This is a genomic window from Comamonas kerstersii, from assembly GCF_002056725.1.
GTDB classification, from domain to species: Bacteria; Pseudomonadota; Gammaproteobacteria; order Burkholderiales; family Burkholderiaceae_C; genus Comamonas; species Comamonas kerstersii.
The window spans coordinates 433,723-447,311 of sequence record NZ_CP020121.1 but is presented as its reverse complement, the minus strand read 5'-3'; the positions used below and the strand labels follow the sequence as shown (position 1 = coordinate 447,311).

Annotated in this window: 12 protein-coding genes; 3 read left to right on the top strand and 9 right to left on the bottom strand. The window is 60.7% G+C overall.

All coding sequences use genetic code 11. The annotated features are described in order from the left end of the window. Nucleotides 1-12: 12 nt before the first annotated feature. Nucleotides 13-495, top strand: coding sequence for a hypothetical protein (locus tag B5M06_RS02070; protein ID WP_054067439.1), 483 nt, complete (start codon nucleotides 13-15; stop codon nucleotides 493-495). 86 nt (nucleotides 496-581) lie between these two features. Then, nucleotides 582-1,799 carry a formate-dependent phosphoribosylglycinamide formyltransferase gene (gene purT, locus B5M06_RS02065; protein WP_054067438.1) on the top strand — a complete coding sequence of 406 codons (1,218 nt, stop codon included), beginning with the start codon at nucleotides 582-584 and terminating at the stop codon, nucleotides 1,797-1,799. Between the two features lie 90 nt (nucleotides 1,800-1,889). Here the strand turns inward: purT and B5M06_RS02060 are convergent, their stop codons facing one another. The 3 genes from B5M06_RS02060 to B5M06_RS02050 form a co-directional block, all read right to left on the bottom strand. Then, nucleotides 1,890-2,603 (bottom strand): mechanosensitive ion channel family protein, encoded by a 714-nt coding sequence (locus B5M06_RS02060; protein ID WP_054067437.1) that lies wholly within the window; start codon nucleotides 2,601-2,603, stop codon nucleotides 1,890-1,892. A gap of 165 nt (nucleotides 2,604-2,768) precedes the next feature. Then, entirely contained in the window at nucleotides 2,769-4,316 is a 1,548-nt protein-coding gene (lysS, locus tag B5M06_RS02055) for a lysine--tRNA ligase (protein ID WP_054067436.1), read from the bottom strand. 230 nt (nucleotides 4,317-4,546) lie between these two features. After that, on the bottom strand, nucleotides 4,547-5,167 hold the full coding sequence (locus B5M06_RS02050) for an LON peptidase substrate-binding domain-containing protein (RefSeq protein ID WP_054067435.1): 621 nt from the start codon (nucleotides 5,165-5,167) through the stop codon (nucleotides 4,547-4,549). Nucleotides 5,168-5,293: 126 nt separating this feature from the next. Between B5M06_RS02050 and B5M06_RS02045 the strand changes: the two genes are divergently transcribed. Next, a complete protein-coding gene (locus B5M06_RS02045; protein WP_054067434.1) occupies nucleotides 5,294-5,851 on the top strand; it encodes a YggT family protein in 558 nt (185 codons plus the stop codon). 94 nt (nucleotides 5,852-5,945) lie between these two features. On the opposite strand, the gene accD is transcribed toward B5M06_RS02045, so the two are convergent. The 6 genes from accD to B5M06_RS02015 all read right to left on the bottom strand — a co-directional run bounded on the left by accD (nucleotide 5,946) and on the right by B5M06_RS02015 (nucleotide 13,306). Next, on the bottom strand, nucleotides 5,946-6,827 hold the full coding sequence (gene accD / locus B5M06_RS02040) for an acetyl-CoA carboxylase, carboxyltransferase subunit beta (protein WP_054067433.1): 882 nt from the start codon (nucleotides 6,825-6,827) through the stop codon (nucleotides 5,946-5,948). Nucleotides 6,828-6,893: 66 nt separating this feature from the next. Next, a complete protein-coding gene (gene trpA / locus B5M06_RS02035; RefSeq protein ID WP_054067432.1) occupies nucleotides 6,894-7,715 on the bottom strand; it encodes a tryptophan synthase subunit alpha in 822 nt (273 codons plus the stop codon). After that, nucleotides 7,712-8,980 (bottom strand): tryptophan synthase subunit beta, encoded by a 1,269-nt coding sequence (gene trpB / locus B5M06_RS02030; RefSeq protein WP_054067431.1) that lies wholly within the window; start codon nucleotides 8,978-8,980, stop codon nucleotides 7,712-7,714. Before trpB ends, trpA begins: the two co-directional genes overlap by 4 nt. After that, a complete protein-coding gene (locus tag B5M06_RS02025) occupies nucleotides 8,973-9,704 on the bottom strand; it encodes a phosphoribosylanthranilate isomerase (protein WP_054067430.1) in 732 nt (243 codons plus the stop codon). The genes trpB and B5M06_RS02025 overlap by 8 nt, the downstream gene beginning before the upstream one ends. A 24-nt stretch (nucleotides 9,705-9,728) precedes the next feature. Then, on the bottom strand, nucleotides 9,729-10,544 hold the full coding sequence (gene truA / locus B5M06_RS02020) for a tRNA pseudouridine(38-40) synthase TruA (RefSeq protein WP_054067556.1): 816 nt from the start codon (nucleotides 10,542-10,544) through the stop codon (nucleotides 9,729-9,731). 44 nt (nucleotides 10,545-10,588) lie between these two features. After that, the gene (locus B5M06_RS02015; RefSeq protein ID WP_080025145.1) at nucleotides 10,589-13,306 is read right to left on the bottom strand and encodes a motility hub landmark protein FimV; all 2,718 of its coding nucleotides are present in this window, start codon (nucleotides 13,304-13,306) and stop codon (nucleotides 10,589-10,591) included. Nucleotides 13,307-13,589: the final 283 nt, after the last annotated feature.

Here is a 13,589-nt window from a genome sequence, read left to right as displayed (position 1 = left end):
AAGCCAGACACCATGGACCGACACGAAGAAGCCGTCATGCATTTGCTCACGGCCAATGGCGACACCTTTATCGCGCCGCAGTACGACGTAGCTTCTGGTTGGATGTGTCCAGACTTTGTCGCTTTGCGGCCTGCCAAAAAACAGATCTGGGTGGCAGAGGTCACGGCATCTGGCTATCCCATTGGTCTGGTGGACAAGATCAACCAGCGTGTGGAGCGCTGCTACGCCCCATTGCTGGAGCAGCTGCAGCGCCTGCAGCTGACGGACAGTGAGTGGAGCATTGGCATGTTGATCTTTGCACGCGATGACCAGCTGGAATGGCTCAAGGGGCGTATCAAGGACAGCGCAGGCGTGCATGTGCTGAGCCTGGAGACTGCCAGCAGCTCCTGGCTGTGGGCAGACCTGGTGTGGTCTGAGGACATGGACTTTGGCCTGGGCTATATCCCGCGCAAAGATGGTGTCATACCTGCGGCCAGCAAGCCCACTACGCATTAACACGTTGCAGGCGGGCCACTGCCGTCACCTATGATCTGGGGCAGTTTGTGCAACACGGGCTGCCGTGCCCGAGACTGGGACGAGAAATGACAACGCTGGGAACGCCTTTATCTGCCAATGCCACCAAGGTCATGCTGCTGGGCAGCGGAGAGCTGGGCAAGGAAGTCTTGATTGCGCTGCAGCGCCTGGGTGTGGAAACCATTGCTGTGGATCGCTACGAGAATGCGCCCGGCCAGCAGGTGGCCCACCATGCGCGCACCATCACCATGAGTGATCCGGCGCAACTCAAGGCGCTGATTGAAGCCGTCAAGCCCGATCTGGTAGTGCCCGAGATTGAGGCCATCGCTACCCCCATGCTGGAAGCGCTGGAGGCCGCAGGCGTCATCACCTGCATTCCCACTGCGCGTGCCGCACGCCTGACCATGGACCGGGAAGGCATTCGCCGCCTGGCTGCCGAGACGCTGGGCTTGCCTACCAGTCCTTACCGCTTCTGTGATTCGCTGCAGGAGTTGCAGGCCGCCATCGATGGCAGCGACGGCCAGCCCGCCATTGGCTACCCCTGCGTGGTCAAGCCGGTGATGAGCAGCTCGGGCAAGGGCCAGAGCAAGATTGATGGCCCAGCGGACGTGGACAAGGCCTGGGACTACGCCATGGCGGGCGGCCGTGTGGCCAAGGGCCGTGTGATTGTGGAAGGCTTTATCGACTTTGATTACGAAATCACCCAGCTGACCGTGCGTGCCAAGGGCAAGGACGGCCAGGTGGAAACCCACTTCTGTGACCCCGTGGGTCATATCCAGCAGTCGGGCGACTATGTGGAAAGCTGGCAGCCGCACCCCATGCACCCCGCAGCGCTGGAAAAGGCGCGCCAGATTGCCAAGGCAGTGACGGACGATCTGGGGGGGCTGGGTCTGTTTGGCGTGGAGCTGTTCGTCAAGGGTGAGCAGGTCTGGTTCAGCGAAGTCTCTCCCCGTCCGCACGACACAGGTCTGGTGACGCTGTGCACCCAGTGGCAGTCCGAGTTTGAACTGCATGCGCGTGCCATTCTGGGCCTGCCTGTGGATGCCAGCCTGCGCAACCCCGGCGCCAGCGCGGTGATCTATGGCGGCCAGGATGCAGAAGGCCTGGTGTTTGATGGCGTGGATGAAGCGCTGGCCATCGAAGGCACAGACCTGCGCCTGTTCGGCAAGCCAGAAGCCTTTGTGAAGCGCCGCATGGGCGTGGCACTGGCCCGTGCCAAGGATGTGGATACGGCCCGTGCGAATGCCAAGCTGGCAGCCAGCAAGGTGCAGCCCAGAAAGCCTTAAATTTTGTAGCTTCTAGCGTTTGCTGCATGGGCGTTAGAGCTCTGAAAGACCATAAAAAAACGCTGCCAGATCAGGGCAGCGTTTTTTGTTTCAGGGAATGATGGGCGTGTGTGATGGCTGCTTGCTGCTGTCAGCCGGCACGGCCTGCGTGGGCATGGCGGCCTCGGCTGCGCGCTGTACGCGGTGGGTGGGCACCGGTGTGCCCGCACGCCAGCGGCGCACCACGCGCTGAAAGATCAGGGCGTTGGGCACCTGGATCAGCGAGCCGGGCTGCTCGGTGGTCAGATCTTCCAGCGTGGTGTAGAGCAGGTTGATATCCACGACGCGGCCCAGTGCACCGGGCTTTTCGGCCGTGTCCAGCACTTCAATATGATCACCCACCCGGAAGGGGCCTACGGTAAAGATCAGGAAGGCGCAGAACAGGTTGGACAGCACACTCCAGGCCGCAAAAAATGCAACCGCACCTACGGTGGCAAAGCCCGTGAAGGCCGACCACAGCACACTGGCAGACACGCCCAGACGTTCCAGCACCAGCAGCAGGGAGCCCGCCACAATCAGCCAGCGCACGACAGCATGTACCGGGCGCAGCAGCTCATCGGGGAAGTCGTAGTGATGGCTGGCACGCTGCACCAGGCGCTTGAGCATGCGCTGCAGCAGCCAGGCCACGCCAATAATCAGCAGAATCTGTAAGACGGGGATAACGATTTCCACCCATTCGTGCAGCCACGTTGGCAGATGGTGGCGCAGGTTGGCAAGGCGATCGAACAAAGTCACAACAATCAATTCCTCTGGTTCAAAAAGCATGCAGACAGCTGGTGGCTGCTGCAGGCAAGGCGGTGTTCATGGTAGCTATTTGTCAGCCATTGATGCAAAGCCAGGCTGGTTTTTGGGCTTTTGCCAGATGCATGACAAAAAAAGGTGCGCCCGGCGCAGCTGGACACACCTTATCGCTTGCGGCTATGAATGTGCTCAGATCTGTTCGCGGCGCAGAGCAGGGAACAGAATCACGTCACGGATGCTGGGGCTGTCAGTCAGCAGCATCAGCAGACGGTCGATACCGATACCGCAGCCACCTGTGGGGGGCATGCCGTATTCCAGCGCGCGCACAAAGTCGTGGTCGAAGTACATGGCTTCGTCGTCGCCACCGTCCTTGGCTTCGACCTGGGCGTTAAAGCGTGCGGCCTGGTCTTCGGCGTCGTTCAGCTCCGAGAAGCCATTGCCGAATTCGCGGCCGGTGATGTACAGCTCAAAGCGCTCGGTCACTTCGGGGCGCTGGTCGTTGGCACGGGCCAGTGGCGAGATTTCTGTGGGGTGCTCCATGATGAAGGTGGGGTTCCACAGCTTTTCTTCGACCACTTCTTCGAAGTACAGCACCTGCAGGCTGGCCAGTGAGCGGGTGGACAGCTTGTCCTTTTCCTCGTTCATGCCCAGCTTCTTCAGAGCGTTGATCAGCCAGTCGCGGCTGGTGACGTTGTCACCGGCTTCGGTGTACTTCACGATGGCTTCGGGGATGGTCAGGCGTTCGAAAGGCTTGGCCAGGTCCACCGGCTTGCCGCCGTAGGTGCACTGCAGCGTGCCCACTGCCTTCATGGCGGCGTCACGGATCAGCTGCTCGGTGTAGTTCATCAGGTCCTGGTAGTCCCAGTACGTGGCGTAGAACTCCATCATGGTGAACTCGGGGTTGTGGCGCACCGAGATACCTTCGTTACGGAAGTTGCGGTTGATCTCAAACACGCGCTCAAAGCCACCGACGATCAGGCGCTTCAGATACAGCTCAGGCGCAATGCGCAGGTACATGTCCTGGTCCAGCGCATTGTGGTGGGTGATGAAGGGCTTGGCGTTGGCACCACCGGGGATGGGGTGCAGCATGGGGGTTTCCACTTCCAGGAAGCCGTGCTCCACCATGAATTCGCGGATACCAGCCACTGCCTTGGAGCGTGCCACGAAGCGCTTGCGTGCGTCTTCGTTCATCATCAGATCGACATAGCGCTGGCGCACCTTCTGCTCGGGGTCAGCCATGCCGTGGAACTTGTCGGGCATGGGGCGCAGGCTCTTGGTGAGCAGGCGGATCTTGCTGGCCTTGATCGACAGCTCGCCGGTCTTGGTCTTCATCAGCGTGCCTTCGACGGCAATGATGTCGCCCAGGTCCCACTTCTTGAAGTCGGCATAGACCTCTTCACCTACGGCGTCGCGGGTGATGTAGGCCTGGATGCGGCCGGTAGCGTCCTGCACGGTGGCAAAGCTGGCCTTGCCCATGACGCGCTTGAGCATCATGCGGCCGCCTACGGATACGCTCAGGCCTTCAGCTTCCAGCGCTTCGGCTTCTTTCTCGCCGTGGGCTTCGATCAGGGGCAGGGCACGGTCAGCAGGCTTGAAATCGTTGGGGAATGCCGCTGTACCTGCAGCCTTGGCAGCTTCGCGCAAGGCTTTGAGTTTTTCGCGGCGCTCAGCGATGAGTTTGTTTTCGTCCTGGGGGGCAGCGGTTTCTGCTGCAGGTGTGTTTTGTGGTTCAGACATGGATGAGCGCAGCGCAGTGGCTGGTAAGACTTGCCAAAACCCGCTATTTTAGGTTTTTGTGCATCCCGGTGCATGCATGGCGTGCAATTACAAGGCTTTCTGGCTGATCGTGCAGCAGACAGGGCATGAAAAAATAAAAAAATAGCTGCAAGCGCTTGTATTTACTGGGTTTCAGATAGAAACCATCTTCAATTGCTTGCAGGGCAAGCGCAAGCTGCTATTTTTTTGTGTCAAACAATGCCAGCGCGCTCCAGCGCATCGGTGACCAGCTCCAGCCGCAGCAAGGGGCTGGCCGTCTCCAGCAGCTGCAATTGCAGGTCTGTATCCAGCGGCAGCAGCTCGCACCAGCGGTTGGCCACCCAGCCACATTCATTCCAGCGCACATCGCTGGCGGGCAGCATGATCGGCTGCTGCGGCAGTTTGTTCAGCACCTGGCGCAGTGCAGTGGCGCTGTGGGCCAGATCGGGGGGGATGGCCATGGACATGTCTGGTGGCAGCAATTGCACATCTGCCACCCAGATGCTGCTTTGCAGCTGGCGTGTGCTGGTGATGCGAAAGCGCTCGCAGCCCTGGCCCTGCAGCAGTGCCAGCTGGGGGCTGATGGCAGAAAGCTCTGTGATCTTGGCCAGCGTACCCAGGGGATGAAAGCGTCCCTGGGCGGGCTGCTCTGCAGCTTCGTTCTGGGAATGTGTCAGTGTTACCACGCCAAAGGGGGCGTCCTGCTCCAGACAGCAGCGCACCATGGTGCGGTAGCGTTGTTCAAAGACGCGCAGCGTCAGCCTGCCATCCGGAAACAGTACGGTGCGCAGCGGGAACAGGGGTAGAGAAACCAGGGTCAGAGGAGGATTCATGGAGCATTACGGCGATACGCTGGATATGATGGCCTGCAGTGCCGCAGTGCTCGCGTAGGCAAAAGTCCCACACTCTTGCCTGTGGAGCTGGCTTTTCTCGTAGTGTTCCAAGCGCTTTCAAACTACATGATTGTTCAAATTCTTCAGTTCTTGCTGGAAGTGGCATGTGGCCTGGTGGCCGGTGCCTGTCTGCTGCGTCTGTATATGCAGGCCCAGCGCATTCCGTTTTCCAACCCCATCGGGCAACTGGTGTTCGCGCTGTCGGACTGGCTGGTCATGCCGCTGCGCAAGCTCATTCCCAACCGAAGCAAGTACGACTTGTCCAGCCTGGCTGGGGCGTTGCTGGTCATGCTGGCGCAGTATGTGCTGGTCTGGCTGCTGCTGGGCGCGGTGGGCAACCCCGTCATGATTGTGCTGCTGGCCTGCTTTGGCCTGCTGCGCATGGTGCTCACGGGGCTGATTGGCATTCTTATCGTCTATGCCATCCTGAGCTGGGTGCAGCCACAGTCGCCGATTGCAGGCGTGCTGTACCGCCTGAGTGAGCCGCTGCTGCGCCCGCTGCGCAAGGTGATTCCGCTGGTAGGTGGCGTGGATCTGTCCGTGCTGGCAGCGATTGTCATTTTGCAGGTGCTGATGATGGTGCTGGGCCATCTGCAGCTGACTGCGCTGGGCGTGCTGTATTGACAATGGACAAAGCGCGCATGTCGCCGTTGCGGCGGCTTCAGCCATAAAAAAAGGCTCCTTATTCAGGAGCCTTTTTTGTGCGTGCGAAGAGCGCTTAGTCTTGCACCACGGCGTCAGCAGGCAGGCGCTGCAGCATGGCCAGCGTAGAGGCCACGGTTTCGCGCAGCTCGCGGCGGTCCACGATCATGTCCACGGCACCCTTTTCCTGCAGGAATTCGGAGCGCTGGAAGCCTTCGGGGAGCTTCACACGCACGGTGGTTTCAATCACGCGGGGGCCGGCAAAGCCGATCAGCGCCTTGGGCTCGGCCATGACGATGTCGCCCATGAAGGCAAAGCCGGCAGACACGCCGCCCATGGTGGGGTCGGTCAGCACGGAAATGTAGGGCAGGCCCTTCTTGGCAAGACGGGTCAGCGCTGCATTGGTCTTGGCCATTTGCATCAGCGACAGCAGGCCTTCCTGCATGCGCGCGCCGCCGGTGGCGGTAAAGCACACAAAAGGCACCTTCTGCTCGATGGCGGTTTCCACGCCACGCACAAAGCGCTCGCCCACCACGGAGCCCATGGAGCCGCCCATGAAGTCAAATTCAAAGCAGGCCACGACCAGCTCGATGCCCTTGACGGAGCCGCCCATCACCACCAGTGCATCGGTTTCACCGGTGTTTTCCATCGCTTCTTTCAGGCGCTGGGGGTACTTGCGGCTGTCCTGGAACTTCAGTGGGTCCACAGGCAGGACTTCCTGGCCAATTTCATAGCGGCCTTCGCCATCGAGGAAATGGTTCAGACGTGCACGTGCGTTGATGCGGTGATGGTGGCCGCAGGTGGGGCAGACGTTCTGGTTGCTTTCCAGATCGGTCTTGTACAGCACCGATTCGCAGCTGGGGCACTTGATCCACAGACCTTCAGGAATCTGCTGTTGGCGATCCTTAGCTTCGGTTTGCTGAATTTTGGCGGGTAAAAGTTTTTCGAGCCAAGACATACGGTTTCCTTTTCAGGGCGATCGGGCTGTGCCGGTGCTGTGCACCGGCAGGCCAAGGGTCGCACATTATGCGTCCATCGCTTTGCGCACACCGCGCAAGAAGTCAATGGCCAGGGGAACAATCTTTTCGTGGGGCTGGTCTTCCAGCAGCTGGATGATGCGGCTGCCGATGATGGCGGCATCGGCAATCTCGGCCACAGCGTGGGCCGTCTGCGCATCGCGGATGCCGAATCCTACGCCAACTGGCAGATTCACGTACTGCTTGATGCGGGGCATCATGGCTGCCACATCTTCGATGTCCAGGGCATTGGAGCCCGTCACGCCCTTGAGCGAAACGTAGTAGACATAGCCGCTGGCAATGCGTGCCACCTGCTGAATGCGCTCGTCCGTGCTGGTGGGCGCCAGCAGGAAAATCTGGTCCATGCCGTGTGCGCGCAGCTTGGCAGCAAAGCTTTCGCTTTCTTCTGGAGGGTAGTCCACCACCAGAATGCCATCTACACCGGCTTCAGCAGCGTCACGCACAAAAGCGTCTTCGCCGTGCAGCTGGTCATAGCGTTCGATGGGGTTGGCATAGCCCATCAGCACCACGGGGGTGGTGTGGTTTTTCTGACGGAACTCACGTACATAGCCCAGCACCTGCTTGAGGCCCACGCCGTTGGCAATGGCGCGGTCGCCAGCCTTCTGAATGGTCGGGCCGTCGGCCATGGGGTCGGAAAACGGCACGCCCAGTTCGATGATGTCAGCACCGGCTTCCACCATGCCGTGCATCAGCGAAGGCGTGATGGCAGCAAATGGATAGCCCGCAGTGACAAAAGGAATCAGGGCCTTGCGGCCTTCGGCATTCAGTTTGGCAAAAGTAGCGGCAATACGAGACTGATTAGGGCTCATGCAACAGGCCCTCCCTTGACGGACAGACCGCGTGAACTGGGGCGGTCATAAAAATCAACGCCGGACAGATCGGCCACAGTGCCGATGTCCTTGTCACCACGGCCGGACAGGCAGACCAGGATGGACTCTTCGGTCTTCATGGTCTTGGCCAGCTTCATGGCGTAGGCAATGGCATGGCTGGATTCCAGCGCAGGAATAATGCCTTCGGCACGGCACAGGTAGTGGAAGGCATCCAGCGCTTCCTTGTCGGTAATGCCCACGTACTGGGCACGGCCGATTTCCTGCAGCCAGGCGTGCTCGGGACCCACGCCAGGGTAGTCCAGGCCTGCACTGATGGAGTGCGTGTCCAGAATCTGGCCGTTGTCGTCCTGCATGATGAAGGTGCGGTTGCCGTGCAGCACACCGGAGCTGCCTTTTTGCAGCGAGGCAGCGTGCTTGCCTGTATCCAGACCTTCACCAGCAGCTTCCACGCCGATGAGCTTGGTGTTTTCAAACGGAATATAGGGGTAGAAGATGCCCATGGCGTTGGAGCCACCGCCCACGCAGGCCACAACGGCATCGGGCTGCTCGGCGGCCATCTTCAATTCCTTGAAGAGCTCGGGCATCTGTGTGAGGCACTCCTGGCCAATCACGCTCTGAAAATCGCGCACCATGGCCGGGTAGGGGGCAGGACCTGCAACCGTGCCGATGATGTAGAAAGTGTTGTCCACATTGGCTACCCAGTCGCGCATGGCCTCGTTGAGCGCATCCTTGAGCGTCTTGGAGCCCGATTCCACGGGAATCACAGTCGCGCCCAGCAGCTTCATGCGGTAGACGTTGGGGCTTTGGCGCTTCACGTCTTCGGCACCCATGTAGACGATGCATTCCAGACCATAGCGTGCGCAGATGGTGGCAGTAGCCACCCCGTGCTGACCTGCGCCAGTTTCGGCAATGATGCGCGTCTTGCCCATGCGCTTGGCCAGCATGGCCTGACCGATCACGTTGTTGATCTTGTGAGCGCCGGTGTGGTTGAGGTCTTCACGCTTGAGGTAGATCTGCGCGCCGCCCATTTCGCGGGACATGCGGGCTGCGTGGTAGACCGGCGAGGGACGACCCACGAAGTGGGCCAGTTCGGACTGGAATTCAGCAATGAATTCCGGATCGTTCTGGTACTTGGCATAGGCCTGACGCAGCTCATTCAGGGCGTGAGTGAGCGTTTCGCTGGCAAAGCTGCCACCGTAAGGGCCAAAGTGGCCGCTGGCATCGGGGTAAGAGTATTCAAACATCAGGATTAAGGGCAATTTGGGCGTCGGCGGTGCGTACTGCAGCGACGAAGCGTTGAATTTTTTCAGCATCCTTGATGCCCTTGAGCGGCTTGCCGTCAGGGCATGTAGCTTCTACACCGGAGCTGACATCAACTGCCAGAGACAGGCAGCGTGGGCGCAGTTGGCGGATGCCATCGATCACGTTTGCAGGCGTAAGTCCACCAGACAAAACGAGATGAGCGCTGACGCTTGGTGGAAGCAGTGACCAATTGAATGCTTTGCCTGCGCCACCGTAGCCGTCCACATGGGCGTCTAGCAAAATGGCCTGGGCCTGAGAGTACTGATGCGCGTATTCTACGAGGTCAAAGTCACGGGCTGCATCGCCAAGGGGAATGCGTGCTGCCCGCAGATAGCGCACGCGGCCTTGCTGGCTCAGCCTTGTGCAGACTTGCGGGCTTTCATCGCCATGAAACTGCAGCAAGGCGTGGGGAATGGCGTGCAATGCTGCATCTACCTCCTCCTGGCTGGCGTTCACAAAGAGCAACACAGGTGTGACCAGGGGCGGCAGACGATCGATCAGCCTGCTCGCCTGTGCCAGGCTCACGGCGCGTGGGCTTTTGGGGTAGAGCACAAAGCCCAGAGCATCTACCCCGGCTGCCACGGCAGCATCTACGTCACACGCACGGGTCAGGCCACAGACTTTGATGCGGGTACGGGAAACAGGAGCATTCAACGCAGTATTCATAAGCGCTAGAGGGCAATTTAATGCTTAAGGCAGCCAGTCAAAGCCGGGCACATGGTCAGGCAGGCCCCACTGCGCATCGTAGCGCGGCCCCATGAAGTACAGGCCATCGGGAGAGAAGGTGGGGGCTGCCGCATCGCGCGAACGTGCATCCAGCACCTGCTGCATCCACTCAGGGGGGTGGGAGCCCTGGCCAATGTAGATCAGGCAGCCCATGATGTTGCGGATCATGTGGTGCAAAAAGGCGTTGCCCTCAAACTCGAAACGCCAGTAGCAGCATTCCATGTCGCGGTGCTGCGCGGAGGAAATGTTGCGGCGCGTGATGTCAATGCGGTGCAGGGTCTTGATGGGGGTCAGCGACTGGCAGGCAGCTGCGCGGAAGGAGCTGAAGTCATGCTCGCCCAGCAGGCAGGATGCTGCCTTGCGCATGGCATCCCCATCCAGAGGGTTGAACACCCAGCCCACGCGCCCGGTTTCCACGCTGGGGCGCACGGGCGATTGCAGCAGCACATAGGCATAGCGGCGTGAGGTGGCGCAGGCGCGGCTGTGGAAGGCATCCGGCATATGGCGTGCCCACTGCACGGCAATGTCGGGTGGCAAAAAGGTATTGGTGCCGCGCACCCAGGCGTTTTCGGGGCGCACGATGTCGGTGTCAAAGTGCACGACCTGCATCAGGCCATGTACACCGGCGTCGGTACGCCCAGCACACAAAGTGGAGATCTTTTCAGTAGCAAAGCGGCCCAGGGCCGCTTCGAGTTTGTCTTGAACGGTATTGCCGTTCGGTTGACTTTGCCAGCCGTTATAGGCTTGGCCGTTGTAGCTCAGCCCGAGGGCTATACGCATGCTGGCTCCTAGGGAAGCGGCCGCAGCCGCTTCAGAAAAATGCATCAATCAAGTTCGGACAGCATCTTCTGTGCACGCTCCTTGAGCGAACCGCTGGCTTCGGCCAGCACTTCCTCAATCAGGGCGCGTGCACCTTCGCTGTCGCCAATGGCGTTGAATTCCCTGGCCAGGTCAAGCTTGGTGGACAGGGGATCATCGGCGAGATTGTGCATGGGCTTGGCATTGTCTGCAGGCTTGGCGCTGGTGTCTGTGCCCAGGTCGAGGTTCAGAGAGCCCAGGTCAAAGTCCAGACTGGTGTCTGGCGCAGGGGCCGACGGTGCTTCTGCAGGAGCAGCCTCCGCTGCGGGCGCTTCGATATTCAGATCGAAGTTGAGGCCGTCGTCCAGCTGGTCGGCAGCAGCGGCAGGTTCCGTGGCTGGTGTGCTCTGGCTCTGTGGCAAGTTGGCTTCAAAGCCCGACAGGTCCAGATCCAGTGCATCGCTGATGCTGTCGTTGTCCTGCACTGTGTCCTGCACCAGCGATGGTGGCTCGGACGGTGTGAAGGGGGAAGACAGGTCCAGCTGGCTGTCCAGCGCGCTGGTATCGCCTTTGGTTTCGGACGCAGACGAAGTGGTGTCTGTGGCCGGAGTCGCTGGCGCAGTTTCCGAAGGCTCGGCAAATGCGGCAGACAGATCCAGAATGGGTAGCTCTGGGCTGGATGCAGTGTCTGTATCGCTGGCCAGTGCGCCTGCTGCTGCACCCGTTGCGGCAGCGGCTGTGCTGGCTTGCAAGGCTGCGGCAAAACCGGAGCCTGGCTTGTCAGCGGGGGCGTTGCTGGCCGCATCGGCAAACAGGGGGTTCTGTGGTGCAAGCTGGCGGCCTAGTGCCGTGACGCGCTGCCACTCCGAAGAGCCAGGTTCGGTGTGTGGCTGCAGGCTGCGGGCGATTTCTTCCAGTGCCTTGGCGTCTTCGCGCTTGGCATAGATTTCTGCGAGCTTGACGTAGATGGCCGTGCGCTCAGGCTGGGTGCGAAGGGCTTCCTTGAGGATTTCCTCTGCCTGCACATCACGGCCATAGGCCAGGTAGACATCGGCTTCGGCGACGGGATCCACGTCTGCACCGCCATCGAGCTGGCTGAGCGCGTAGGCCATGGTGGTGGCTGCAGCATCCGTGGTGTCCACGTGCTGGCCGCCACTGCCGGCAAAGAAGGTGTCGGGGTGGAGCTGGCTGTCACCCAGGCTGGGGTCTTGCTCTGCAGCCTGTGCTGCACGGCGACGCTTCCAGGTGCTGTAGCCCAGCAGACCCAGCAGGATGGCAATCAGTGCACCACCGGCAGGAACCAGCGGGTTGTCTAGCAGCGAGGGCTCTTCCACAGGCATGGGCGCAGGTGCTGGCGCTGGGCGAGGTTGTGCAGCAGCGGGCTTGGGCGCTGGCTCTTCGGCAGGCGCTGCTGGTGGGGCTTCGTCGCTGCTGGCAGCGGGTGTGGCATCGGCAGCAGCGCTGGCATTGGATTCGATCAGCGCCGCATTGGCGCTGGCCACTTCTACGGCAGGTAGGGAGGCATTAGCCTCTGCCGATGCAGCAGCTTGGCTGTCTGCAGGAGCCGCTGTAGCCGCTGCAGGGGCTGCAGGGGTTTCAGCAGGCTGGGTGCTGGCGTTGGCAGACGCTGGTGTGCTGCTCTGTGCCAGCTCGTTGAGTTCTGCCAGGTTGCGCTGCAGCTCAGACAGGCGGCTTTCCTGCGCTTCGGCCTGTTTATGTGCGGCCAGCTTTTCTTCTTCTGCTGCAGTCTGGATGGCCCCCTTGGACAAAGTCAGCTTGTCTGCGGTCTCTGCATTGGCACGGGTTTCAGACACCTGGGCCTGTACCTGGCCGCTGGCGCTACGTGCGGCAGCCTGCACGGCGGCCCGAGGTGCCTTGGCTGCCAGGCTGCGGCGGTAGGCATTGAAGTCACGGCTTTGGGCGGCGACGATCTGGCGCGCTTCCTGGGCGGAAGTCTCCAGTGCCTGTTCACGGCTGGGCATCTGCAGCACGGTGCCAGCACGCAGGCGGTTGACGTTGCCGTTGATAAAGGCATTGGGGTTGCCGCGCAGCATGGCGACCAGCATCTGGTCGAGCGACACACCTGCAGGGCGGTTGGCGTTGGCGATGCGCCCCGCAGTGTCGCCGGAGCGCACGCGCACGGCTTCATTCTGAGCGCCGGCAGGAGCAGGAGCTGGTGCCGCAGCTGCCGCGACTGGCTGGGCGGGAGGTGTGGTCGCGCGGATGCGTGGGCTGGAGGAGTAAGTCTTGCCTGTGACCGATACAGGTGCTGGAGCAGTGACCTGCGGTGCGGTGATCTGTGGTGCCGCAGCAGTTGCAGGTGCTGCGCTGCGCGGGGTGGAAGGAGGGTCCAGCAGCAGGGTGTAGCTGCGCTGCATGCTGCCGGTGTTCCATTGCGTGTCCACGATCAGATCGACAAAGGGATCGTTCAGTGGCGCATTGCTGCGCAGTTGCAGCAGGGCGGTGCCATCAGGCTTTTGGACCAGTTGCACATTGATGGAGCTGGCTGCAGCGCTGTAGTCCAGACCACGGGCTCGGAAGGCTTCGGGGGGCGCGATCTGCACAATCAGGTTGCTCAACTCTGCAGGCGTGGCCTGTGGAATGGCAATTTCAGCGCGCAGGCTCTCGCCCAGCGCAGAATCAACGCGCAATGCACCCAGGGTCAAGGCAGAGGCACTCAGGCTGGTGAATGCGGTGGTGGCAAAGGCGGCCGCGGCCAGAGCTGAAAGTTTCCAACGATGCATGTTTGTGGTCACGTTCAAAATGTATGGCCGCTAGGTTTCGGCCAGTGTTCTTATCGGAGGTGCGCCCAGATTCCCCCCAGCGCAATGGATGCGCTGACATTAGCAGTATTGCCAGAGGGTGACAAGCAAGACCAAGGAGCAAAAAACAGGCTGTTTTGGCGCTGGAATGCTGTGAGCGTGCTCCATTATGTCAAGCGAAGCAGGAGCCAAGGCTTCAGTGACGTGCAAGGCGATGGGGTAGGGCATGTCAGATCAAAAGATGCACAGCGCATTGGTGTCCTAC

Bases quoted from the DNA above. Each gene is read 5' to 3' on its own strand.
- accD (WP_054067433.1), bottom strand. From the start codon at position 6,827: ATGTCTTGGCTCGAAAAACTTTTACCCGCCAAAATTCAGCAAACCGAA.
- purT (WP_054067438.1), top strand. From the start codon at position 582: ATGACAACGCTGGGAACGCCTTTATCTGCCAATGCCACCAAGGTCATG.
- trpB (WP_054067431.1), bottom strand. From the start codon at position 8,980: ATGTTTGAATACTCTTACCCCGATGCCAGCGGCCACTTTGGCCCTTAC.
- B5M06_RS02025 (WP_054067430.1), bottom strand. From the start codon at position 9,704: ATGAATACTGCGTTGAATGCTCCTGTTTCCCGTACCCGCATCAAAGTC.
- B5M06_RS02015 (WP_080025145.1), bottom strand. From the start codon at position 13,306: ATGCATCGTTGGAAACTTTCAGCTCTGGCCGCGGCCGCCTTTGCCACC.
- lysS (WP_054067436.1), bottom strand. From the start codon at position 4,316: ATGTCTGAACCACAAAACACACCTGCAGCAGAAACCGCTGCCCCCCAG.
- B5M06_RS02050 (WP_054067435.1), bottom strand. From the start codon at position 5,167: ATGAATCCTCCTCTGACCCTGGTTTCTCTACCCCTGTTCCCGCTGCGC.
- B5M06_RS02060 (WP_054067437.1), bottom strand. From the start codon at position 2,603: ATGCTTTTTGAACCAGAGGAATTGATTGTTGTGACTTTGTTCGATCGC.
- B5M06_RS02045 (WP_054067434.1), top strand. From the start codon at position 5,294: ATGATTGTTCAAATTCTTCAGTTCTTGCTGGAAGTGGCATGTGGCCTG.
- truA (WP_054067556.1), bottom strand. From the start codon at position 10,544: ATGCGTATAGCCCTCGGGCTGAGCTACAACGGCCAAGCCTATAACGGC.
- trpA (WP_054067432.1), bottom strand. From the start codon at position 7,715: ATGAGCCCTAATCAGTCTCGTATTGCCGCTACTTTTGCCAAACTGAAT.
- B5M06_RS02070 (WP_054067439.1), top strand. From the start codon at position 13: ATGGACCGACACGAAGAAGCCGTCATGCATTTGCTCACGGCCAATGGC.